The sequence below is a fragment of the Serratia sp. FGI94 genome (assembly GCF_000330865.1).
GTDB classification, from domain to species: domain Bacteria; phylum Pseudomonadota; class Gammaproteobacteria; order Enterobacterales; family Enterobacteriaceae; genus Serratia_B; species Serratia_B rubidaea.
In genome coordinates this window covers 3,383,846-3,405,856 of record NC_020064.1, presented here as the reverse complement: position 1 = coordinate 3,405,856, position 22,011 = coordinate 3,383,846, and the positions used below count along the sequence as shown (strand labels likewise).

Sequence of the window (22,011 nt, the reverse complement as noted above, 5' to 3'; positions counted from 1 at the left end):
CGCCTGCTTTAAATGTATTTTCCGTCTTTTAGCACCCCGGCTATGCTTTAGTCGGGGCCGCAGAACTGTAAGGATTGAGTAAAACCGGCTGCGCAGTAAACGATTTGGCGGGAAGATAGCGCAAATAAGTGAAGGAGTAGTCATGAAAATTTTACTGGTCGATGATGACCTCGAATTGGGCACCATGCTGAGTGAATATCTGACGGCGGAAGGCTTTAACGCCAGCCTGGTGCTGACCGGTAAAGCCGGCGTGGAAGGGGCGCTGTCCGGCGACTATACCGCGATGATCCTCGATATTATGCTGCCGGATATGAGCGGCATCGACGTGCTGCGCGAAGTGCGCAAGAAGAGCCGCCTGCCGGTAATTATGCTGACGGCGAAAGGCGACAATATCGACCGGGTGATCGGGCTGGAGATGGGCGCCGACGACTACATGCCCAAACCGTGCTATCCGCGTGAGCTGGTGGCACGGCTGCGCGCCGTGCTGCGCCGCTTTGAGGAGCAGCCGGAGACGCAGGATGGCGATGCCCCCATCGTGCTGGCGGATTTGACCTTGAACCCTTCAACCCGCAGCAGCGAATGGCGCGGGCAGAGCTTCGATCTGACCGCCTCGGAATTCAACCTGTTGGAGCTGCTGCTGCGTTCGCCGGAGCGTGTGGTGTCCAAGGATGAGCTGTCGGAGAAAGGGCTGGGACGGCCGCGGGAAGCCTACGATCGCAGCGTGGATGTGCATATCAGCAATATCCGTCAGAAACTGGCGGCGCTGCCGGGCTGCACGCTTGGCATTGAAACGGTGCGCAGCATCGGCTATCGCGTCAGGTAAGCATGATGCGCGGCAGACTGTTTTGGAAAATCCTGCTGGGTTATTGGCTGATTTTTATCATCATGATGCAGGTCATGTGGGTTTCTTTCGCCGTTTACGGCAACCGGGAGCCGCCGGAGAATGCGCTGGCCCGTCGTTTGGTGAATATGCAGATCACCTCGGCGGTGTCGATGCTGCAAAGCGGCGGCATGCCGGCGCTGAACGCGATGATCGCCGACTGGTCGGCGGAGGACCGGCGCTTCCTTCGCGTGACGCCGGCGTCGCAGCCGCCGGCTGAGCAACTATCGCCGCCGGTTGAGTCGGGGCGGATGCCGAAAAAAATTGTGGAGTGGGTGCGCGGCGCCGACCAGCAGGGCTATCTGCTGAGTTATGACGTGGAAGGTTTACGCGCCCAATACCGGATGAACAAGCGCTGGCACCTGTTCCATATCCCGGAGCCGATGGTGTGGATTGGCGGCATCGGTGGCCTGCTATTTAGCGCCCTGTTGGCTTGGAACCTGACGCGGCCGATGCGCCAGCTGCGCGGCGGCTTTGACCGTTTGGCGCAGGGCGATTTGGCGATCCGCCTGTTCCCCCTGATGCGTCGGCGTCATGACGAACTGTCGGAAGTAGCGCGCGATTTTGACTCGATGGCGGAACGGCTGGAAGTATTGGTCAGCGCGCGCGAAGAGCTGCTGCACGATGTGTCGCACGAGCTGCGCTCGCCGCTGGCCAGGCTGCAGCTGGCCATCGGTCTGGCGCGGCAGAACCCGGATAACGTAGAGAACTCGCTGCAGCGCATCGAGCATGAAACCGGGCGGCTGGATAAGATGATCGGCGAACTGCTGGCGCTGTCGCGCGCCGAAAACGGCAGCCAGGCGGGCGAGGAGTACTTTGACCTGTACGGCCTGGTGGCGGCGGTGGTGAACGATGCGCGCTATGAGGCGCAGGTGCCGGGCGTGGAGATAGCGCTGCAGGCCGATGACGAGCAGGAGTACACGGTGAAGGGCAACGCCGAGCTGATGCGCCGGGCGATCGATAACGTGGTGCGTAATGCGCTGCGTTTTTCCGGCAGCGGCCAGCGGGTAACGGTGACGCTAAAGCGCGTGGAGCAGCAGTTCCATATCGTGGTGAGCGATCAGGGGCCGGGCGTCGAGGAAGCCAAACTGTCCAGCATTTTCGATCCCTTTGTGCGGGTGAATTCGCCCAAATCGGGCAAAGGCTATGGCCTGGGGCTGGCGATTACCCGCAAGGTGCTGCTGGCGCACGGCGGCCAGGCGGAGGCGCGCAACGGCGAGCAGGGCGGGCTGGTGATCACCCTGAGGGTGCCCGGCTGGCAGGCATAAAAAACGGCGCCGATGGGCGCCGTTGTTTTATCTTATCCGCGCTTACTTCTTGATGCGGATGATCGGGGTCTCGCCCACGGTAACGCTGCCGGACAGTTTGATCAGCTCTTTGATCTCGTCCATGTTGGAGATAACCACCGGCGTCAGGGTAGACTTGGCTTTCTCTTCCAGCAGAGGCAGGTTGAACTCGATAACCACATCGCCTTTCTTGACCTTCTGGCCTTCTTCGGCAATGCGTTTGAAACCTTCACCTTTCAGTTCTACGGTATCGATGCCGAAGTGCACGAACAGCTCAATGCCGCTGTCGGATTCGATAGAGAAAGCGTGGTTGGTTTCGAAAATTTTGCCGATAGTGCCGTCAACAGGGGCAACCATTTTGTTGCCGGCAGGTTTGATGGCAATACCGTCGCCGACGATTTTTTCAGCGAAAACTACATCAGGCACATCTTCGATGTTGACGATTTCGCCAGAAAGCGGAGCGACGATCTCAATAGTGCCCGTGTCTTTCTTGTCATCTGAAACCAGAGATTTCAACTTATCGAACAAACCCATGATCTTCTCCTAAGCATTTAATTGGGCGGCGTTCCAGTGTCGTGGAAGTTTAGCAGAGTGTCTTCTCTTCGATGAACTTATTCACGCAGTTCATCAGATCTTGCGCCGTTGGCTGTGCCAACGCCTGCGCTGCCAACGCCTTCACATCTTCGAAATTGGTATTACGAATAATTTTCTTGATGCGCGGGATTGAAATCGCACTCATGCTGAACTCATCCAGCCCCATGCCCAATAACAACAGTGTAGCACGTTCATCGCCAGCCAGTTCACCGCACATGCCGGTCCACTTGCCTTCTGCGTGAGATGCGTCAATAACCTGTTTGATCAGGCCAAGCACTGATGGGGACATCGGGTTATAGAGATGAGAAATCAGCTCGTTGCCGCGATCTACCGCCAGAGTATACTGGGTTAGATCGTTTGTCCCAATACTAAAGAAGTCGACTTCTTTCGCCAGGTGGTGAGCAATCACCGCCGCGGCCGGGGTTTCGACCATCACGCCGACCTCGATGGTTTCGTCAAACGCCTTGCCTTCTTCACGCAGCTGCGCCTTCAGCGTCTCCAGTTCGCCCTTCAGATCGCGCACTTCTTCCACGGAAATAATCATCGGGAACATGATGCGCAGCTTGCCGAAGGCGGAAGCGCGCAGGATGGCGCGCAGCTGGGCGTGCAGGATTTCCCGGCGGTCCATGGCGATACGGATCGCGCGCCAGCCGAGGAACGGGTTCTCTTCTTTCGGCAGGTTCATGTACGGCAGGTCTTTATCGCCGCCGATGTCCATGGTGCGGACGATAACCGCCTGGGCGCCCATGGCTTCCGCAACGGCCTTATACGCCTGGAACTGCTCTTCCTCGGTCGGCAGCGCGTCGCGGTCCATGAACAGGAATTCGGTACGATACAGGCCCACGCCTTCCGCGCCGTTGCGTTCAGCGCCGGCGACGTCGCGCACGGTGCCGATGTTGGCGCAGACCTCAACCTGATGGCCGTCCAGCGTGATTGCCGGCAGGTCCTTCAGTTTGGCCAGATCGTTTTTCTCGGTGATATACAGGTTCTGCGCGGCTTTCAGTTCGTCGATCACGTCCGCGGTCGGGTTAACGTAAATTTTGTTGTTAACCGCGTCCAGAATCAGGTAGTCGCCGTTTTTCACCTGCTGGGTCACGTCGGTGGTGCCGACGATGGCCGGCAGCTCCAGCGAGCGCGCCATGATTGAGGTGTGGGAGGTGCGGCCACCGAGATCGGTAATAAAGCCCAGCACCTTGTCCAGGTTCAGCTGTGCGGTCTCGGAAGGCGTCAGGTCGGCGGCGACCAGAATGACTTCATCCTGGATGGAGCCCAGATCGACGATTGGCATCCCCAGAATGTTTTTCAGCAGACGTTTACCGATGTCGCGCACGTCGGCGGCGCGCTCTTTCAGGTATTCGTCGTCCAGCTCTTCCAGCGCCTTCGCCTGACCTTCAATTACGGTATAGGCGGCGGCGTCGGCAGAAGCCAGCTCGTCTTTGATTAGGGCTATGATTTCCTGCTCAAGCTCTTCATCTTCCAGCAACATGATGTGGCCTTCGAAGATGGCTTCTTTTTCTTCACCGAAGGTTTCACCAGCTTTGGTCTTGATGGCTTCCAGCTGTTCTGACGCCTTGGCGCGACCTGCCAGGAAACGTGCGACTTCCTGCTCCACAAGGTCTGCGGAGATTTTCTTCCGGTTGATGACAATTTCATCTTCTTTCAGCAGGAGAGCCTTACCAAAAGCGATGCCCGGTGATACTAAAATGCCTGAAATCATAACCCTACCTTACTCTTGACTGGTGTTAACTAAAAAGACGGGCCGATTACTCAAGCTCTGCCATCAGTTTAACCAAGTGCTCAACGGCTTTCTGCTCGTCTTCGCCTTCAGCAGAAATGGTTACTACGGTCCCTTGGGTCAGGCCCAGAGTTTGCAGCTTGAACAGGCTTTTGGCGCTGGCGCTTTTGCCGTTGGAGGTCACGGTGATTTCAGACGCGAAGCCTTTAGCTTCCTTCACGAACTGAGCGGCTGGGCGGGTATGCAGACCATTCGGAGCGGTAATAGTAACTTCTTGCTGGAACATTGATGTTTCCCCAACTTATTGGATTAATATTGTGGAGCTAAAGTTTAGCCTAGCGGGGCGACTTTAGCTTGTCCGTCTAGCGCCTGACTATGGTACAGGGGCGAGGTTTGATGCAACCGAAAACGACGCTTTACCCCGTCCAGATCAAAAAAACAGTACCGGCGGGCGTCGTTTCAATCCGCTCCCCATTATGCCGTGTTTTGCGCCACAGCGACAAATGCGTAAATCGATTCAGCGCAAATCAGGGACGGGGAGACGATTAATTTTGTGCACCGAAATAATGGAAGGGTTAAATACTAGAGCCAAGGGGTAAAATCAATCTTTGGCGGGTATAAACTTTGATCCAGTCCACAAAAAAGCACCCCGTGAGGTGCTTTTTTAGCTTTTTGTGCACCGCCTGAATTATTGCTGTAATTCCTGCTCGGTGAACAGATCGGCAAATAGCGCGGTGCTCAGGTAGCGCTCGCCGGAAGAGGGCAGGATCACCACGATGGTCTTGTCGGCGAACGCCGGCTCCTGGCTCAGTTTGACGGCGGCTTCCACCGCGGCGCCGGAGGAGATGCCGGCCAGAATGCCTTCTTCTTCCATCAGGCGGCGCGCCATGCTAATGGCTTCGTCATTGGTGATTTGCACCACGCGGTCAACCTGGTCCAGATCGAGGTTGCCCGGAATAAAGCCGGCGCCGATGCCCTGGATCTTGTGCGGACCGGGCTTGAGTTCTTCACCCGCCAGCGCCTGGCTGATCACCGGCGAGTCGGTCGGTTCGACGGCTACGGTGGTGACGGCCTTGCCCTTGGTGTTTTTCAGATAGCGACTGACGCCGGTCAGGGTGCCGCCGGTGCCGACGCCGGAGATAAATACGTCCACGTCGCCGTCGGTGTCTTCCCAGATTTCCGGGCCGGTGGTCTTTTCATGAATTTCCGGGTTCGCCGGGTTGCTGAACTGCTGCAGAATAATGTAGCGGTCCGGGTCGGTGGCGACGATCTCTTCCGCCTTGGCGATGGCGCCTTTCATCCCCTTGGCGCCTTCGGTCAGCACCAGGTTGGCACCCAGCGCCTTCAGCAGCTTGCGGCGTTCGATACTCATGGTTTCCGGCATGGTCAGCGTCAGCTTATAGCCGCGCGCCGCGGCGACATAGGCCAGCGCGATGCCGGTGTTGCCGCTGGTCGGTTCAACCAGTTCTTTGCCCGGCGTCAGAATGCCGCGCTTTTCTGCATCCCAAATCATATTGGCGCCGATGCGGCATTTGACGCTAAAGCTCGGGTTGCGGGATTCGACCTTGGCGAGGATACGTCCGTTACCGATACGGTTCAGACGAACCAGCGGCGTATGGCCGATTGTTAATGAGTTGTCTTCATATATCTTGCTCATAGCCCGTCCTTTAACTCTATGAATAATGTAGGGAACCTCGAAAGCATACGCTAACGCTCCCGTCAGGGAAGTAAGGAATTGGTATATTCATATGTTATTAGAGAATATGTGCTAGAAGGGTTAATTTTTCAAATTATATGTAAATTCAAGTCATTATTGGTGTTTGGCGTGCTTGCGCGGCGGAGAAGAACGGGGGCAACGGCCCGTCAGCGGGGCCGTTGGTCAGGGTAGGGCAGGGGATTAGTGGGCGACGAACTGGTGGCGGTAGCGGTCTACCCACATCGCCGTGGCGCCGCAGACCGCCACCGGCAGGATCACCAGATTGAGGACCGGGATCAGGGTAAACAGGCTGACCAGCGCGCCGAACTGCAGGTTATGCACCTTGTTCTGCCGCAGGGCGCGGCGCATATCGGCAAAGCTGACCTTGTGGTTGTCGAACGGGTAGTCGCAGTACTGAATCGCCAGCATCCAGGCGCTGAACAGGAACCACAGCACCGGCGCCGCCGTCTGGCCGACGACCGGCACAAAGTACAGCAGCAACAGCACCAGCGCGCGCGGCAGGTAGTACGCCAGCTTGCGCCATTCGCGCGCCATAATGCGCGGCACGTCTTTAATCAGGCCGACCATGCCGCTGTCCGGCAGCGGTTTACCGGTCAGCTGGCCTTCCAGCTGTTCGGCCAGCAGGCCGCAGAACGGCGCGGCAATTAGGTTGGTGATGGTGCTGAACAGGTAGCCGGCTACCAGCACCACGGAGATGACGGTGATTGGCCACAGCAGGTAGCTGAGCCACTGCAGCCAGTCCGGCACGTGCTCCATCATCTGCGGGATCCAGCCGCCGAGCTTGCTGAACAGCCACCAGAAGGCAGAGCCCATCAGCAGTACGTTGACCAGCAATGGCAGTACCACATAGCGCTTGATGCCGGGGCGTGAAATCAGGCGCCAGCCTTCGGCAAAGTAATGCACGCCGCTGGCGGAGGAGGAAGTTTGCTGCGAATAAGACATATCTTAAGTCATCTCGTTAACAGAACGGGCAAGCTGGCTATCATATAGGGATGATTTTCTGCTGACTAGCGTGTTGTTGGCTGAAAAAAAAGCAAAAAAGGCAGAATTATCATCTTTATTAGCATAAAGTTCAGCACGGACTTGCACTTGTCTGCACAGGCAAATAGAGTTAAAGAGTGAATGTTTGCCGCGGTGGCAATGTATTGGAACAACAGAGATAGCAATGATGCAGGATTTGCGTCTGATATTAATCGTTGTTGGCGCGATCGCCATAATAGCGTTGTTATTACATGGTCTGTGGACCAGCCGTAAGGAACGCTCGTCCCTTTTCCGCGATCGCCCAGCCAAGCGTTCTAAAAAAGAACGTGAACCAACTTCTGACGACGACTTCGACGACGGCGTGGGAGAAGTGCGCGTGCGCTCTGCCCATCCGCAGGAAGAGCCGTCGTTCGGCGATTTCGATGCCGCTCGCGAAGAACCGACGGCTGCGCCGAAGCCCGCTCCGGCGCCGCGCGAGGTTCAGCCGGCTGCTCATCAGCCCGCGCCGCTGTCTCAGCGTCCGGACTACGATGATGTGCTGCTGGACGACTACGCGCCGGAAGCGAAACCCGCCGAAGAACCGGCCGAAGAGCAGCCTGCGCCGCGTCGTGAGCCGCGCGTTGACGATCTGCCGCCGGCAGAGCCGGAACCTGCCTTTGCGCCGGAAGCCGCGCCTGCGCCGCAGCCGGAAAGCCAACCGGCCGAACCTGAACCGGTAGCGGAACCCGCGCCGGCTCCGGAGCCTGCCAAGCGCAAGGAAACCGTACTGGTGCTGCACGTTGCGGCGCATCAGGGCGGCGTTATCGGCGGTGAAGTCTTGCTGCAGAGCGTGCTGCAGTCCGGCTTCCAGTTCGGCGAGATGGGCATTTTCCATCGCCATATCAGCCCGGCCGGCAGCGGCCCGGTGCTGTTCAGCCTGGCGAATATGGTCAAGCCCGGCTCTTTCGACCCGGATTCAATGTCTGACTTCTCCACGCCGGGCGTGTCGATGTTTATGATGGTGCCGTCCTACGGCGACGCCAATCAGAACTTCAAGCTGATGCTGCAGTCGGCGCAGCGCATTGCCGACGACGTTGGCGGCGTGGTGCTGGATGACGAGCGTCGCATGATGACGCCGCAAAAGCTGGAAAGTTACAAGGCGCGCATTCGTGAAGTGTTGGAAAACAACGCCTGACGGTTGCGATGCGCACTGAACATGACGTCTTCTGAAACCCCCACTCGCTGGGGGTTTTTTATCTCTGATGGTGAGCTATGGCCACAATAATCGAAACAATCAATCAACTGCGAACCCAATTACGCCATCATGAATACCAGTACCACGTGCTGGACGCGCCGGAAATTCCCGATGCGGAATATGACCGCCTGATGCGCGAGCTGCGCGCGCTGGAAGAGGCGCATCCCGAACTGATCACCGCCGACTCGCCGACCCAGCGCGTCGGTGCAGCGCCGCTGGCGGCGTTTGACCAGGTGCGCCATGAGGTGCCGATGCTGTCGCTGGACAACGTGTTCGACGATGAGAGCTTCCTGGCGTTTTATAAGCGGGTGCAGGACCGGCTGAAAAGCAGCGAGGCGCTGACCTTCTGCTGCGAGCTGAAGCTGGACGGGCTGGCGGTCAGTCTGCTGTATGAAGACGGCGAACTGGTGCGCGCCGCCACGCGCGGCGACGGCACCACCGGTGAGAACATCACCGCCAATGTGCGCACCATCCGCGCCATTCCGCTGCGCCTGACCGGCGACAATATTCCGCGCCGGCTGGAAGTGCGCGGCGAAGTGTTTATGCCGCAGGCCGGCTTTGAAAAAATGAATGAAGAGGCGCGGCGCAAGGATGGTAAGGTGTTTGCCAACCCGCGCAACGCCGCCGCCGGATCGCTGCGTCAGCTGGATCCGCGCATCACCGCCAAACGCCCGCTGACCTTCTTCTGTTACGGCGTCGGCCTGCTGGAAGGCGGCGAGCTGCCGCGCAGCCACTGGCAGCGCCTGATGCAGTTTAAAGCCTGGGGGCTGCCGGTCAGCGATCGCGCCAGACTGTGCAGCGGCAGCGACGAGGTGCTGGCCTTTTACCGCCAGGTTGAACAGGATCGCGGCGGGCTGGGGTTTGATATCGACGGCGTGGTGGTGAAGATTGACGATATCGACCTGCAGGAACAGCTGGGGTTTGTCGCCCGCGCGCCGCGCTGGGCCACCGCCTTTAAGTTCCCGGCGCAGGAGCAGATTACCCAGGTGCGTGAGGTCGAATTCCAGGTCGGCCGCACCGGGGCGATTACGCCGGTGGCGCGGCTGGAGCCGGTGTTGGTGGCCGGCGTTACCGTCAGCAACGCCACGCTGCACAATGCCGATGAAATTGAGCGCCTCGGGCTGCGCATCGGCGATACGGTGATCGTGCGCCGCGCCGGCGACGTGATCCCGCAGGTGGTGGGGGTGGTGGAAGAGCGCCGTCCTCTCGATGCGCGCGAAGTGGTGTTCCCGCAGCACTGCCCGGTATGCGGCTCCGACGTCGAGCGGGTGGAAGGCGAAGCGGTCGCGCGCTGCACCGGCGGTTTGATCTGCGCGGCGCAGCGTAAAGAGGCGCTGAAGCACTTCGTCTCCCGCCGGGCGCTGGACGTTGACGGCATGGGCGACAAAATCATCGAACAGCTGGTGGAAAAAGAGTACGTCAAAGATCCTGCCGATCTGTTCGGTCTCTCTGCCGGCCTGCTGACCGGGCTGGATCGTATGGGGCCGAAGTCGGCGCAGAACCTGGTGAACGCGCTGGAAAAGTCCAAACAGACCACCTTCGCCCGTTTCCTGTATGCGCTGGGCATCCGCGAGGTCGGCGAAGCGACGGCGGCCAACCTGGCGGCGCATTTCGGCTCGCTGGACGCGCTGCGTGCGGCGGACGTAGAGGCGCTGAAACTGGTGCCGGACGTGGGCGAAGTGGTGGCGAAGCACGTGGTGAATTTCTTTGCCGAAGCGCTGAATCAGCAGGTAATCGACAAACTGGTCAGCGCGGAGATCGGCATCAGCTGGCCGGCGCCGGTAGTGGTGGCGGCAGAAGAGATCGACAGCCCGTTCGCCGGTAAAACCGTGGTGCTGACCGGCTCGCTGAGCCAGCTGTCGCGCGATGAGGCTAAAGACCGCCTGACGGCGCTGGGGGCGAAAGTCAGCGGCAGCGTCTCGAAGAAAACCGATCTGGTGATCGCCGGCGAGGCCGCCGGCTCCAAGCTGGCCAAGGCGCAGGAGCTGGGCATCGCGGTGATCGACGAAGCGGAAATGATCCGCCTGCTGGGTGACTGATGGAAAAGGAAAACCTGATTGAAATCGCCAATACGGTGATGCCGTTCGGCAAATACCAGGGGCGGGTGCTGATTGACCTGCCGGAAGAGTACCTGCTGTGGTTCGCCCGTAAGGGCGAATTCCCCAAGGGCAAACTGGGCATGCTGATGGAGATGACGCTGGCGCTGAAGATTGAAGGATTGGACGCGCTGGTGAAACCGCTGAAACGCGGTTGACCACGGGGACGCATCGGCGTCCCCGTTTTTTTTACAGGGCTTTCGCCTGCGCCGCCTGCTGCTGTTGCCGCTGCTGCTTCTGCTGATAGCGCCGCGCCAGCATGGCGCAGGTCATCAGCTGCACCTGGTGGAACACCATCAACGGCAGCACCATGACCCCGACGCTGGCTGCCGGAAACAGAATATTGGCCATCGGGATGCCGTTCGCCAGGCTTTTCTTCGAGCCGCAGAACACGATGGTGATCTCATCCGCTTTATTGAACCCCAGCCAGCGCGCCATCTGGATATTGATCAGCAGCACGATGGCCAGCAGCGCCAGGCTGACGAGCAGAATAAACAGCAGCGCCTTCCAGCCCACCTGATGCCAGATGCCGTGCGTTACCGCCTCGCTGAAGGCGGCGTACACCACCAGCAGGATGGAGGTCTGGTCGGTTTTGCCGATCCACTTGCGGTGGCGGTCGATCCATTTGCCGATCAGCGGCCGCGCCAGGTGGCCGGCGACAAACGGCACCAGCAGCTGCAGCACGATACTGCCGACCTGCTGCAGGCCGCCGGTTTCGCCGTGCACGTTCAGCAGCAGGCCGACCAGCAGCGGCGAGACGAAGATGCCAAGCAGGCTGGAAGCGGAAGCGCTGCACACCGCCGCCGCCACGTTGCCGCCGGCCAGCGAGGTAAAGGCGATGGCGGATTGCACCGTGGCGGGCAAAATGCACAGGTAGATAAAGCCGTTATACAGCTCCGGGCTGACGGCCACCGGCGACCACCACTTAAACAGCACGCCGAGCAGCGGGAAAATGATAAAGGTGCTGCACATCACCCACAGATGCAGACGCCAGTTATTGCTGCCGGCGAGAATCGCCTCGCGCGACAGTTTGGCGCCGTGCATAAAAAACAGCAGGGCGATGGCGGCAACGGTCAGGGTATTCAGCCAGCCGACCGCCACGCCGCGCGCCGGCAGAAAGGAGGCCAGCAGCACGGTGGCGAGCAGCGTCAGGGTGAAGCGGTCGGGGAGAAATCTCATAGCGCTAAACTCGTGCGGGAAAATAATAGGCAATAGTGTGGCGCGTCGGCATATAATAATAAAATTGATTTATTTAATTTATATATGAATGAAAATCATAAATTACTCTCTGAAGCAGCTGCGGGTGTTTGTCGCCATTGCGCGCCACGGCAGTTTTAGCCGCGCCGGCGAAGCAATAGGGCTGACGCAGTCGGCGGTCAGCCACAGCGTGAAAGAGCTGGAGGCGGAAATCGGCGTGCGTCTGCTGGATCGCACCACCCGTGAAGTGCTGCTGACCGACGCGGGGCGCCGGCTGGCAAACCGCGTTGAGCGCCTGCTGGATGAGCTGCAGGCGTCGCTGCTGGACGCGCGCAGCTTCGGCGTGCAGCGCAGCGGCACCGTAAGGGTGGCCTCCAGCCAGACCATTTCGGCGCACCTGATGCCGCAGTGCATCGCCGCCGGCGAGCGGCAGTATCCGGATATCCGTATCCTGCTGCGCGATCAGGCGCAGCAGTGGGTGTTGAACAGCATCCGCAACGCCGAGGTGGATTTCGGCATCGTGGTCGATCCGGTGCAGGCGATCGATCTGGATTGCGAACCGATTCTGCATGAGCCGTTTTTACTGCTGTGCCGGGAGGACCACCCGTTTGCCGACCTGCCGCAGGTACATTGGTCGGCGCTGAACGGCAGCCGGCTGGTGCTGCAGGACTACGCCTCCGGCAGCCGCCAGTTGATCGACAGCGCGCTGCGTCAGCAGGGCGTGGAGGCGGAGGTGGTGCAGGAGATTGGGCATCCGGCCACGCTGTTCCCGATGGTGGCGGCGGGCATCGGCATCAGCATTTTCCCGGCGCTGGCGTTGCCGCTGCCGCAGGGCGGGCAGCTGCGGGTGAAACGGCTGCAGCCGGAGATCCATCGCGCCCTGATGCTGGTGCGGCGCAAAAACCGTTCGCTGTCGCCGGCGGCGGAGGCGGTCTGGCAGGTGGTGCGGGAACAGGCGGCGCTGCTGCAGCAGCAGCGTCAACGGCAGCCGGCCGGTTAACGTCAGATATAGACGTCCAACGCGTTGTGCGGCGTTGGGCGGTTGACGCCGTCGGCCACCTTCATCTGCTCTGCCTGCTGTTTTTCCAACTCTTCTTTGCGGATGCGCGCGATCTCCGCCTGCAGCATGGCGATGCGCGCCTGAATCAGCTGTTTTTGCTGTTCGATCTGTTTGGCGTCGCCGTCCGCGTCTTTTAACGCCAGCAGCTGCTGCTGTAAATCCTGAATCTGTTGCTGCAGCGCCTTGATGCGCGCCGGCGCGCCCTGTTCTACGGGCGCTGCGGGCTGATTGCCGTCGCTCTTCTTCGCCTTGCCGGTCTCGACGTGGTTATTCTGCGGCGTGGCCATCAGCAGCTGGCCGGTTTTGCCCGGCGCGCTGACCAGATGGCCGACCGCCGGCAGGGCCGGTTTGAGCGGAACGGGGGAGATGATGCTGTTTATCATGGCGCTGCTCCTGCGTCGGGTGAGGGTTCACTCTATCATCGGCAGGCAGCGCATAAACTTTAGCCGGCGAGCTGCCGCAGACGCGGCCAGCGCTGCAGCCAGCCTTTATCGGCCACGCGCTGCTGATAGGCGGCAACGTTGGCGCTTTTGGCATTGAAGGTAATGCTGTCGGCAAACAGCGCCTGCAGACCGAAGGGCGCAACCAGCGTAATGCCGTCGTCGGCGTTGAGGCGCGCGCCGACCGCGGTTTCGATCTCCGTCCAGTAGCTGATGGCGTCTTCGCTGCTGTGGTAGGGCGCGCGTCCGGCGCGCAGGTGCATCCGCGCCTGGTTCTTCACCGACCAGGGCTGCGGCAGCCAGCCCTGCAGGCGTGCTTCCAGCATGCGGTCGCGTTCGGGCTGCGTGCGCAGCGGATCAAAGTGGATCACGTCGATATCGTTCAGCGGCGTCGGCTGCGTATAGCCGTGCAGGCGATCCCAGACCAGATTGCGTACAAAACCGGCGCCGAGGCACCAGTCGCTCAATCCCAGACGGCGTGCGGTGCGCAGGGCGTTCATCCGCGCGTCATCTTGTTGTAACCACTCAATAATTTGCTGCTCTGGCTGCATAAGGTCTCCTTGGCTGCGGCTACTGTACCCTGAAGCGAAGAAGGATGAAATAACCCGGCGTATCAGGCCCAGCTGGGCGGCTGGCCGATATATTGCTGCAGCAGCGCGGTGAAGGCCGCCAGCCTGGCGGAAACCCGGGCTACCGGGCGCAGCAGATAAATCCCTTGTTCCTCGCCGCGCGGGTCGTCCATCAGCGGCAACAGCGCGCCGCTTTGCACGTCCGGTCCCACCACCCAGTTGGGCAGGAAGGTGATGCCGATACCGCTGAGCGCCGCCATCCGCTGGGCGGTGAAGTCATCGCAGCGCAGCACCAGGTTGCAGCGGTTCAGCAGCGCGGCGTCGAGAATTTGCCCCCAGCAGGTTGGCTGTTGCTGATGCAAACGCGCGATCAGCCGGTGCTGCGGCAGGTCGGCCAGCGTATCCGGGCGGCCATAGCGGGCGACGTACGCCGGGCTGGCGCACATCAGCCAGCGCTGGGTGGCGATGCGGCGGGCGTAGAGCGAACTGTCTTTCTGCTCGCCGATACGCAGCGCGGCGTCGAGGGACTCCTGTTTGGGGTCGGCGGGGCGTTCGGTGAAATCCAGCTCCACCGCCAGCTGCGGATAACGCCGCGTCAGTTCCGGCAGCAGCGGCAACAGATAGGTTTTGCCGAAGGTCGGCAGGCAGCTGATGCGCAGTACGCCCTGCGGCACCTCGCCGAGCGAGTGCAGCTCGGCGCGCAGGGTCAGCATATCGGCCTGCAGCACCGCGGCGCGGCTTTGCAGCATCCTGCCGGCGTCGGTCAGCTGCAGGCCGCGGGTTGAGCGGATAAACAGCGTGACCGCCAGCTGTTGCTCCAGCGTATCAATGTGGCGCACCAGCGACGAGGGCACCATACCCAGCTTGCGGGCCGCGGCGGAGAAGCTGCCCAGTCGGGCGACTTCCAGGAAAATCGGCAAATGTTCGGCATAACGGGTGTCGTTCATCTTTGCATTATATGCAAAAGCGTTTCTTATGAATATAGGGTTCTCAGCGCGGCGGCTTAAGCCTACTCTTTTTAAGGCGATAGGACGGCATAATCGCCGGTTTATCAAGAAGAAATGTATAAATATTACTGCTGTCATAACTTGTTACGTGGTTGCGGCGGATAGCCTCCGGCACGCCATTTTTTGCTTCAACACCAGAAAACGTTTTTATCACGACGGGTTTGGCGAAATTAAAGGTTAATAATGTTAATCATTTGTTTCCGCCCGCGTGGTTTCGACCCTGGCGGTCGATTTTTTGTTGCCGGCGGCTGAATCGTGCCAACACGAAACAGGCCGTGCAGCATAGCAAACGCGCGGACGCTGTATGTCCGCGCTGGTGGAGGAGTATTGCATGAACCAGAACCACGGGTGTTCCTGCGCGCAGCATTTGGCGCAGGGGTTTGCCAGCCAGTCGGCGACCACCGGCGAAGGGGAGATTTACCAGATATCGTTGATGAGCGCGCTGATCGGCGGGGTGTACGAGGGAGACGTCACCATCGCGGAGCTGCTGCGCCACGGCGATTTCGGTCTGGGAACCTTCAACCATCTCGACGGCGAACTGATCGCCTTTGATCAGGAAATTCATCAGCTGCGCGCCGACGGCAGCGCACGTCCGGCGCGGCAGGATCAGAAAACGCCGTTTGCCGTGGTGACCTTTTTCAAACCCAGCGTCACACAGCATTTCGAACGTCCCATCACCAAGGCCCAGCTGCATCAGTGCATCGACGAACAGGTGGCCTCGCCCAATCTGTTCTGCGCGCTGCGCGTCGACGGCGAATTCAGCCATGTGGAAACCCGCACCGTACCGCGCCAGGAACGTCCCTACAAGCCGATGCTGGAGGCGATAGAGGCGCAGCCGACCTTCGCCTTTACGCAGAGTCGCGGCACGCTGGTGGGCTTCCGCTCGCCGGATTATATGCAGGGTATCGGCGTGGCCGGCTACCACGAGCATTTCGTCACCGACGACCGTAACGGCGGCGGCCACGTGCTGGATTATCAGCTGGAGCGGGGCCGTTTGCAGTTCGGCGTGATCACGCGTCTCAACCTTCAATTACCGCACGATGCGGATTTTCTGCGCACCAACCTCTGCCCGGAGGATTTGGACAGCGCCATTCGTTCTGCCGAAGGCTAAACAGGCCTGCGCCGTACTGGCTGCGGCGCAATAGCGGCGGTCGATTTTTTTACTTTATGAGGTGGAACCATGAAACAGCTTACAACGGATGAAAACTGGCAGTGCGGCGCCGATTTGGTGGTGAAAAATCTGGAAGCGCAGGGGGTGAGGCACGTGTTCGGCATCCCCGGGGCGAAAATCGACCGGGTGTTTGATTCGTTGGAGGATGCGCCGTCTATTGAGACCGTGGTGGTGCGCCACGAGGCCAACGCTGCTTTTATGGCGGCGGCGGTTGGCCGCCTGACCGGCAAGGCCGGGGTGGCGTTGGTCACCTCCGGCCCCGGCAGCTCCAACCTGATCACCGGCCTGGCGACCGCCACGTCGGAAGGCGATGCGGTGGTGGCGCTGGGCGGGGCGGTGAAACGCGCCGATAACCTCAAGCAGACCCACCAGAGTATGGACACCGTCAGCATGTTCCGCCCGGTGACCAAATACTGCGCCGAGGTGCACGCCGGCTCGGCGATTTCCGAAGTGATCGCCAATGCCTTCCGCAGCGCCGAGTTCGGTCGCCCGGGAGCCTCCTTTATCAGCCTGCCGATGGATATCGTCAATGAGCCGGTGAGCGCGCCGGTGCTGGCCGGCTGCCCCGCGCCGCGCATGGGTGCCGCGGCCGGCGAGGATATTCAGCGGGCGGCGGCGCTGATTCAGCAGGCCGCATGCCCGGTGCTGCTGCTGGGGCTGCAGGCCAGCCGGCCGGAAAACAGCGAGGCGGTGCGTCAGTTGCTGTACCGCACGCAGATGCCGGTGGTCGGCACCTATCAGGCGGCCGGGGCGATTGATGTCAATCACTTTGCCCGTTTCGCCGGCCGCGTCGGCTTGTTCAATAACCAGCCGGCGGATCAGCTGCTGCAGAAGGCCGATCTGGTGGTCAGCGTTGGTTACGGGCCGATTGAGTACGACCCGTGCATGTGGAACGGCGCACGCCACCTGAAACTGGTGCATATCGACGTACAGCCGGCGGAGATTGACTGCTGTTACCGGCCGGATGTCGAACTGGTGGGCAATATCAGCGCCACCATTCAGGCGCTCGGCGCCAGCCTGCCGGGGCGGCTGGCGATCCCGACCGAGGTGGAAACCATTCTGTCCGATCTGGGCCGTCAGCGCAGTGAACTGGCCGAGCGCGCGGCGCGCCGCGGCGGCATGCCGATTCACCCGCTACGCATCGTCAAGGAGCTGCAGGATATCGTCAGCGATGACGTGACGCTGTGCGTGGATATGGGCAGCTTCCATATCTGGATCGCCCGCTATCTGTACAGCTTCCGTGCGCGTCAGCTGCTGATTTCCAACGGCCAGCAGACCATGGGCGTGGCGCTGCCGTGGGCCATCGGTGCTGCGCTGGTGCGGCCGGGGGACAAGGTGCTGTCGATTTCCGGCGACGGCGGCTTTATGCAGTCGAGCATGGAGCTGGAAACCGCGGTGCGGCTGAAAACCAATATCGTGCACGTTATCTGGGTGGACAACGCCTATAACATGGTGGAAATGCAGGAGGTGAACAAATACCAGCGTAAATCCGGCGTGTCATTCGGGCCGATTGATTTTAAAGCCTACGCCGAATCCTGCGGCGCGGTGGGCTTTGCCGTCCAGTCGGTGGACGATCTGCGGCCGATGCTGCGTAAGGCGATGGAGATTCAGGGGCCGGTGGTGGTGGCGATTCCGGTGGATTACGCCGATAACTACAAGCTGATGGCGCAGATGAACTTCAGCCAGATGATTTAAGCGGGTTTATTTCAGCCATCGAAAGGTGACGGACTCGTTGTAGAGATCGCCGATAATAAAAAACCGGTCAGCGTGGCGACCGGTTTTTTCATTGCACTGCCGGGGAAAGATGTTTTCAGCCCGGCGTGGCCCACGATCAGAAGTGGGTGTTGATGCTCATATAGAAGGTGCGGCCCGGTTCGTTGTAGGTGGCCGCCCCGGCGCCGGCGATATTGACCGCGCCGGTGGTCGGGTTGCCGACGTTCTGCGCGTTGCCGGCGCGGAACTGGCGTTTGTCGAACAGGTTGTCGACCCCGGCGGTCATGCTGACGTTTTTGCTGACGTCGTAGGTGGCGCTGAGGCCGACGATGGCGTACGGGCTGACCTCGCGTCTTTCACTGCCGGTGGTGGCTTCCCCTTTGTAGTTGTACTTCTTCGGCTTCTGACGGCCGTACCAGGTCAGGGTGCTCTGCATCGACAGATCCTGCGTCGCCTGCCAGCTCAGGGTGGAGTTGAGCGTGTACTTGGGAATCACCGACAGGTAATCGCCGGTGGCCTTATTTTTGTTCTCAATCATATAGGTCAGGTTATTGGTCCAGGAGACCGTTTCGCTGATCGGCACGTTCAGCGATCCTTCCAGACCCTGCACCACCGCCTTGGGCACGTTCTCCCAGCGATAGACATCGGTTTTACCGTTGCTGGTCTGGCTGACCGGGGTATAACCGGCCTCGATCTTGTTGCGGTAGTCGTTGCGGAAGTAAGTGACGCCGGCCAGCCAGCCGTCGTTGTGGAACTCCAGCCCGATCTCTTTGTTGACGCTGGTTTCCGCTTTCAGATCGTCGTTGCCCATCAGGTAGCAGCCGACGCCGCTGGAGCTGTTGGCGCAGCCCTGGCCCTTGCTGTACAGGATGTAGTTCGGGTTGGTCTGGAACAGGTTCGGCGCTTTATAGGCGCGGGCGATGCCCATCTTCAGGGTGAAGTACTCCCCCAGCTCCTGCGACAGGTTCAGCGACGGGCTCCAGTTATCGCCGGACACCGAGTGGTGGTCATAGCGCATGCCCGGCGTCAGCATGGTGGTGTCGGTGAGCTCGATATTATCTTCGGCAAACAGCGAGAAAATGCGCGCGGACGAGTAGGGGCTGCGGTCCGCGCTGGAAACGCCGTCAATATCGCCGCCCTGCAGCGCCTGGCTGACGATCGAACTGCTCTTCATCTTCTGCTGGTTCCACTCGGCGCCCAGCGTGGCGGTTTGCGGCACCCACATGTCGAACGGCACGCTGACTTCGCTGTGCAGCAGGATATCGTCCAGATCGGTGTCGTTAAAGCCAGCGTTTTTCTCGTTGAAGATCCCTTCGGTACCGCCGGCCAGCCCTTCGTTCATCCGCGAGTTGCGGGTGTTTTCATATTGCACGTAGTTATTGGTGCTGACGCCGTTGTCCCAGGCACCCTGGTAGCGTAAGGCGTAGGTTTCGCGATACATACGGTTAGTCTCTTTACCGTACATCTCCTTCACCAGATCATTGGTGTTGGTGTTCTGGGTATCGCCGGCGTACAGGTTGCCCTGGCGGCCATAACCGTATTCGAACTCCAGCGATTGCAGGTGGGCGAAGTCCCAGTGCAGCAGGCCGTTGATGTTTTTATCGATCACCCCCTCACGGCCGGCCGGCAGGCTGTCGGCATAGTCGCCGTAGCGGGCGGACTGATGGCCCTGGTTGATATCCTGGGCGTCGGCCTGGGTTTTGCTGTAGCCGCCGAACAGGCGGAAGCTCAGCGTATCGGTTAACGGCCCGGACAGGCTGAAGTCGGTGCGTTTGGTGGCGCCCTCGTCTTTATGCTGCGGAATGTTGTAGTAGGCGTTCAGCGAGCCGTGCAGCTCTTTGGTCTGTTTCTTGGTGATGATATTGACCACGCCGCCGGCGGCACCGCTGCCGTAGCGGGCGGCGGCCGGGCCGCGCAGTACTTCGATGCGCTCAATCATTTCCGGCGGCACCCAGGCGGTATCGCCGCGGGTATCGCGCTCGCCGCGCCAGCCCTGACGCACCGAGTTGCGGCTGCTGGCCGGCATGCCGTCGATCAGCACCAGCGTATTTTCCGGCCCCATGCCGCGGATATCCAGCTGACGGTTGTTGCCGCGCTGGCCGCTGGTGGAGTTGCCGGTCAGGTTGACGCCGGGCATGGTGCGCACCAGTTCGCTGATATCGCGTGCCGGCGGGCGCTTTTTGATTTCATCGGCGGTGATGGTGGAGACGCCGGGCGCCTGTAGGTTCTGCTTGGCGGCGGTGACTAAAATGGTGTCTTCAGCCGGCTTTTTATCGTCTGCGGCGGCGGTTTTTTCCGCGTTTGAGGGGGTGTCCGTTTGCTGTGCGGCGTGCGCCAAAGTGGACGCGCCTAATCCCAGGCCGATCAAGGTCGCCAGGGAATAACGAGAAAGTGTGTGATTCATTGTGAATTCCTGCCGTTTTGCCATCCCTGCGGCGTAGCTCATGCCGACAGGGCAGCCGGTTGTCGTTTTTTATGTCTTCAATGATTCATGGATTGAATAAGCCGGAGACGCTCCCGGCATTCGACCCGCTGTCAATAATCGGCATCCGTTCCCGATGAAGAATACCGGCCCCGTTTATGAGCCTGTACACACTATTGCAAATGAAAATAATTATCAATAGTATTCGATTTACCGTATCTATATATGCGGTAGGGCAGCCGGATATTTTCCGTGCGCACAATGTGTTATGCCAACGACCAGGTGAGTGGGTGTTTTGAAAACAGAACAACAGCCAGCAAGCAGTACGTTATTAACAAGCAAGCACGTCGGGAGCCATGGCTGGTGGCTGGAGATAGCCCGGCGCGGCACGCCGCTGGTGGAGCCGGCTGACAACGGCCGCTGGACGGTGACCTTCCTCTGGCGCGATCCGCAGGGTTGCGAATTGACCTCCGCCTACCGGCGCGTCTGGATCAACATTAATTGTCTGACCGACCATCATCAGCCGAATCCGCCGCAGAGTCTGCAGCGTCTGAGCGGCAGTGATGTGTGGTACTGGCAAACTGAACTGAACGCCGACTGGCGCGGCAGTTACTGCTTTATTCCCAGCATGGATGACCGGCCGCTGCGCGTCGACGGGGCGGATGCCCATGCCAATATGCATGCGCGACGCCACTGGTGGCATCAGGTGTTCGCCGGGGCGACGCACGACCTGCTGAACCCTTACCGCTCCTGGCCCGCCGCCGGCGGCAATATCGTCTCCGGGCTGCATATGCCAAAAGCGCCGCCGCAGCCCGCCTGGCGCGACTTTGACAACTATGACGTCGCCAGCGGCCGCTGCGTTCCGCCGGCGCCGGCGCGTCTGCAGCACCATACCTGGCACAGCGAACGGCTCGGCAACAGCCGCAAAGTGTGGGTATACACCACCGGCGACGCCGATGCGGCGCAGCGGCCGTTGGCGATTCTGCTCGACGGCCAGTTCTGGGCGCAGCAGATGCCGGTGTGGGACCCGCTGATGCGGATGACCCGCGAGGGCCAACTGCCGGCAGCCGTCTATGTGCTGATCGATATTATCGATTTGCCGCATCGCGCCCGGGAGTTGGGCTGTAACGCCGAGTTCTGGCTGGCGCTGCAGGAAGAGCTGCTGCCGCAGCTGGCGCAGTGGGCGCCGCACAGCGCCGAGGCTGCGCGCACCGTGGTGGCCGGGCAGAGCTTTGGCGGCCTCTCCGCGCTGTACGCCGGGCTGAACTGGCCGCAGCGTTTCGGCGCGGTGGTTAGCCAGTCCGGCTCTTTCTGGTGGCCGCGACGCGATATGCTGCAGCTGCCGACCCCGCCGGAAGACGCCTGCTGGCTGCAGCGTCAGGTTGAAGAAGGGCTGGGCAACCACGGTTCGCTGAAAGTGTTTATGGAAGCCGGCATGCATGAACCGCTGGTGCATCAGGTCAGCGGCCAGATGGCGACCCTGCTCAGCCGGGGCGGCCACCGGGTGCATTACCGGGCGGTTGAAGGCGGCCACGATGCGCTGTGCTGGCGCGGCGGCCTGCTGGACGGCCTGCAGGCGCTCTGGCAGCCGGCTTTCGCCACCGCCCACCAGGCCACGCCGGCCGCCGATCCCCGTCTGATTCAAGGAGCCCGCGATGGACATGCAGAACCCGTTTGACGACCCGCAGCAGCGTTGCCTGATTCTGTGCAATGCGCAGCAGCAGTACAGCCTGTGGCCCGACTTCAGCCCGGCCCCGGCCGGCTGGCGTACGGTGTTCGGCCCGGCGGAGCGCACCGAGTGCGTCGGCTGGCTGGAAACGCACCCGCAGGACATGCGGCCCGCCGCGCAGCGTGAGCAACAATAATAACTGGAGCAAGTACGGTGTCAGAAATTTCTACATTAGCGGCG

General features: G+C 60.5%; 20 protein-coding genes. 10 read left to right on the top strand and 10 right to left on the bottom strand.

Going from position 1 to position 22,011, the window contains the following annotated elements; genetic code table 11:
• The first annotated feature begins 142 nt into the window (after positions 1–142).
• Both D781_RS15555 and D781_RS15550 read left to right on the top strand, forming a co-directional pair.
• Complete coding sequence (locus D781_RS15555) at positions 143–823, top strand: response regulator transcription factor (RefSeq protein WP_015673286.1); 681 nt, start codon at positions 143–145, stop codon at positions 821–823.
• A gap of 5 nt (positions 824–828) precedes the next feature.
• The gene (locus D781_RS15550) at positions 829–2,148 is read left to right on the top strand and encodes an ATP-binding protein (protein ID WP_041412178.1); all 1,320 of its coding nucleotides are present in this window, start codon (positions 829–831) and stop codon (positions 2,146–2,148) included.
• A 42-nt stretch (positions 2,149–2,190) separates the two neighbouring features.
• Here the strand turns inward: D781_RS15550 and crr are convergent, their stop codons facing one another.
• The 5 genes from crr to cysZ form a co-directional block, all read right to left on the bottom strand.
• A complete protein-coding gene (gene crr / locus D781_RS15545; RefSeq protein WP_015673284.1) occupies positions 2,191–2,700 on the bottom strand; it encodes a PTS glucose transporter subunit IIA in 510 nt (169 codons plus the stop codon).
• Between the two features lie 49 nt (positions 2,701–2,749).
• On the bottom strand, positions 2,750–4,477 hold the full coding sequence (gene ptsI, locus D781_RS15540) for a phosphoenolpyruvate-protein phosphotransferase PtsI (protein WP_015673283.1): 1,728 nt from the start codon (positions 4,475–4,477) through the stop codon (positions 2,750–2,752).
• Between the two features lie 46 nt (positions 4,478–4,523).
• Complete coding sequence (gene ptsH, locus D781_RS15535; RefSeq protein ID WP_004960145.1) at positions 4,524–4,781, bottom strand: phosphocarrier protein Hpr; 258 nt, start codon at positions 4,779–4,781, stop codon at positions 4,524–4,526.
• 402 nt (positions 4,782–5,183) lie between these two features.
• Entirely contained in the window at positions 5,184–6,152 is a 969-nt protein-coding gene (cysK, locus tag D781_RS15530) for a cysteine synthase A (protein WP_015673282.1), read from the bottom strand.
• Between the two features lie 240 nt (positions 6,153–6,392).
• On the bottom strand, positions 6,393–7,154 hold the full coding sequence (cysZ, locus tag D781_RS15525) for a sulfate transporter CysZ (protein ID WP_015673281.1): 762 nt from the start codon (positions 7,152–7,154) through the stop codon (positions 6,393–6,395).
• A 223-nt stretch (positions 7,155–7,377) separates the two neighbouring features.
• Here cysZ and zipA point away from each other — a divergent pair, with 223 nt between their 5' ends.
• The 3 genes from zipA (at position 7,378) to D781_RS15510 (ending at position 10,681) form a co-directional block, all read left to right on the top strand.
• On the top strand, positions 7,378–8,367 hold the full coding sequence (gene zipA / locus D781_RS15520) for a cell division protein ZipA (protein ID WP_015673280.1): 990 nt from the start codon (positions 7,378–7,380) through the stop codon (positions 8,365–8,367).
• A 77-nt stretch (positions 8,368–8,444) separates the two neighbouring features.
• Positions 8,445–10,466, top strand: coding sequence for an NAD-dependent DNA ligase LigA (ligA, locus tag D781_RS15515; protein WP_015673279.1), 2,022 nt, complete (start codon positions 8,445–8,447; stop codon positions 10,464–10,466).
• Positions 10,466–10,681, top strand: coding sequence for a DUF3820 family protein (locus D781_RS15510; protein ID WP_015673278.1), 216 nt, complete (start codon positions 10,466–10,468; stop codon positions 10,679–10,681). Before ligA ends, D781_RS15510 begins: the two co-directional genes overlap by 1 nt.
• Before the next feature lie 31 nt (positions 10,682–10,712).
• On the opposite strand, the gene D781_RS15505 is transcribed toward D781_RS15510, so the two are convergent.
• On the bottom strand, positions 10,713–11,702 hold the full coding sequence (locus D781_RS15505; protein ID WP_015673277.1) for a bile acid:sodium symporter family protein: 990 nt from the start codon (positions 11,700–11,702) through the stop codon (positions 10,713–10,715).
• Between the two features lie 97 nt (positions 11,703–11,799).
• On the opposite strand from D781_RS15505, the gene D781_RS15500 reads away from it, so the two are divergent.
• Entirely contained in the window at positions 11,800–12,720 is a 921-nt protein-coding gene (locus tag D781_RS15500; protein WP_041412177.1) for a LysR family transcriptional regulator, read from the top strand.
• A 2-nt stretch (positions 12,721–12,722) separates the two neighbouring features.
• Here the strand turns inward: D781_RS15500 and D781_RS15495 are convergent, their stop codons facing one another.
• From D781_RS15495 to D781_RS15485, 3 genes are all read right to left on the bottom strand, one after another.
• A complete protein-coding gene (locus D781_RS15495; protein WP_015673275.1) occupies positions 12,723–13,163 on the bottom strand; it encodes a FlxA-like family protein in 441 nt (146 codons plus the stop codon).
• 59 nt (positions 13,164–13,222) lie between these two features.
• Positions 13,223–13,771: a nucleotidyltransferase family protein gene (locus D781_RS15490; RefSeq protein ID WP_015673274.1), complete on the bottom strand. Its 549-nt coding sequence runs from the start codon at positions 13,769–13,771 to the stop codon at positions 13,223–13,225.
• Between the two features lie 62 nt (positions 13,772–13,833).
• On the bottom strand, positions 13,834–14,736 hold the full coding sequence (locus tag D781_RS15485) for a LysR family transcriptional regulator (protein WP_015673273.1): 903 nt from the start codon (positions 14,734–14,736) through the stop codon (positions 13,834–13,836).
• Between the two features lie 391 nt (positions 14,737–15,127).
• On the opposite strand from D781_RS15485, the gene budA reads away from it, so the two are divergent.
• Positions 15,128–15,907, top strand: a complete 780-nt coding sequence (gene budA / locus D781_RS15480) for an acetolactate decarboxylase (protein WP_041411843.1) — start codon at positions 15,128–15,130, stop codon at positions 15,905–15,907.
• A gap of 69 nt (positions 15,908–15,976) precedes the next feature.
• Positions 15,977–17,662 (top strand): acetolactate synthase AlsS, encoded by a 1,686-nt coding sequence (gene alsS, locus D781_RS15475; RefSeq protein WP_015673271.1) that lies wholly within the window; start codon positions 15,977–15,979, stop codon positions 17,660–17,662.
• Between the two features lie 136 nt (positions 17,663–17,798).
• On the opposite strand, the gene D781_RS15470 is transcribed toward alsS, so the two are convergent.
• Positions 17,799–20,084: a TonB-dependent siderophore receptor gene (locus D781_RS15470; RefSeq protein WP_015673270.1), complete on the bottom strand. Its 2,286-nt coding sequence runs from the start codon at positions 20,082–20,084 to the stop codon at positions 17,799–17,801.
• Positions 20,085–20,397: 313 nt separating this feature from the next.
• On the opposite strand from D781_RS15470, the gene fes reads away from it, so the two are divergent.
• Entirely contained in the window at positions 20,398–21,780 is a 1,383-nt protein-coding gene (gene fes, locus D781_RS15465; protein WP_015673269.1) for an enterochelin esterase, read from the top strand.
• Positions 21,758–21,967, top strand: coding sequence for an MbtH family protein (locus tag D781_RS15460; protein ID WP_015673268.1), 210 nt, complete (start codon positions 21,758–21,760; stop codon positions 21,965–21,967). The genes fes and D781_RS15460 overlap by 23 nt, the downstream gene beginning before the upstream one ends.
• Positions 21,968–22,011 lie beyond the last annotated feature (44 nt).

Coding starts and splice junctions, on each gene's coding strand:
- D781_RS15550 (WP_041412178.1), top strand. CDS start 829: ATGCGCGGCAGACTGTTTTGGAAAATCCTGCTGGGTTATTGGCTGATT.
- D781_RS15510 (WP_015673278.1), top strand. CDS start 10,466: ATGGAAAAGGAAAACCTGATTGAAATCGCCAATACGGTGATGCCGTTC.
- cysZ (WP_015673281.1), bottom strand. CDS start 7,154: ATGTCTTATTCGCAGCAAACTTCCTCCTCCGCCAGCGGCGTGCATTAC.
- cysK (WP_015673282.1), bottom strand. CDS start 6,152: ATGAGCAAGATATATGAAGACAACTCATTAACAATCGGCCATACGCCG.
- ptsH (WP_004960145.1), bottom strand. CDS start 4,781: ATGTTCCAGCAAGAAGTTACTATTACCGCTCCGAATGGTCTGCATACC.
- D781_RS15495 (WP_015673275.1), bottom strand. CDS start 13,163: ATGATAAACAGCATCATCTCCCCCGTTCCGCTCAAACCGGCCCTGCCG.
- zipA (WP_015673280.1), top strand. CDS start 7,378: ATGATGCAGGATTTGCGTCTGATATTAATCGTTGTTGGCGCGATCGCC.
- D781_RS15485 (WP_015673273.1), bottom strand. CDS start 14,736: ATGAACGACACCCGTTATGCCGAACATTTGCCGATTTTCCTGGAAGTC.
- D781_RS15460 (WP_015673268.1), top strand. CDS start 21,758: ATGGACATGCAGAACCCGTTTGACGACCCGCAGCAGCGTTGCCTGATT.
- D781_RS15470 (WP_015673270.1), bottom strand. CDS start 20,084: ATGAATCACACACTTTCTCGTTATTCCCTGGCGACCTTGATCGGCCTG.
- crr (WP_015673284.1), bottom strand. CDS start 2,700: ATGGGTTTGTTCGATAAGTTGAAATCTCTGGTTTCAGATGACAAGAAA.
- budA (WP_041411843.1), top strand. CDS start 15,128: ATGAACCAGAACCACGGGTGTTCCTGCGCGCAGCATTTGGCGCAGGGG.
- alsS (WP_015673271.1), top strand. CDS start 15,977: ATGAAACAGCTTACAACGGATGAAAACTGGCAGTGCGGCGCCGATTTG.
- ptsI (WP_015673283.1), bottom strand. CDS start 4,477: ATGATTTCAGGCATTTTAGTATCACCGGGCATCGCTTTTGGTAAGGCT.
- D781_RS15505 (WP_015673277.1), bottom strand. CDS start 11,702: ATGAGATTTCTCCCCGACCGCTTCACCCTGACGCTGCTCGCCACCGTG.
- ligA (WP_015673279.1), top strand. CDS start 8,445: ATGGCCACAATAATCGAAACAATCAATCAACTGCGAACCCAATTACGC.
- D781_RS15490 (WP_015673274.1), bottom strand. CDS start 13,771: ATGCAGCCAGAGCAGCAAATTATTGAGTGGTTACAACAAGATGACGCG.
- D781_RS15555 (WP_015673286.1), top strand. CDS start 143: ATGAAAATTTTACTGGTCGATGATGACCTCGAATTGGGCACCATGCTG.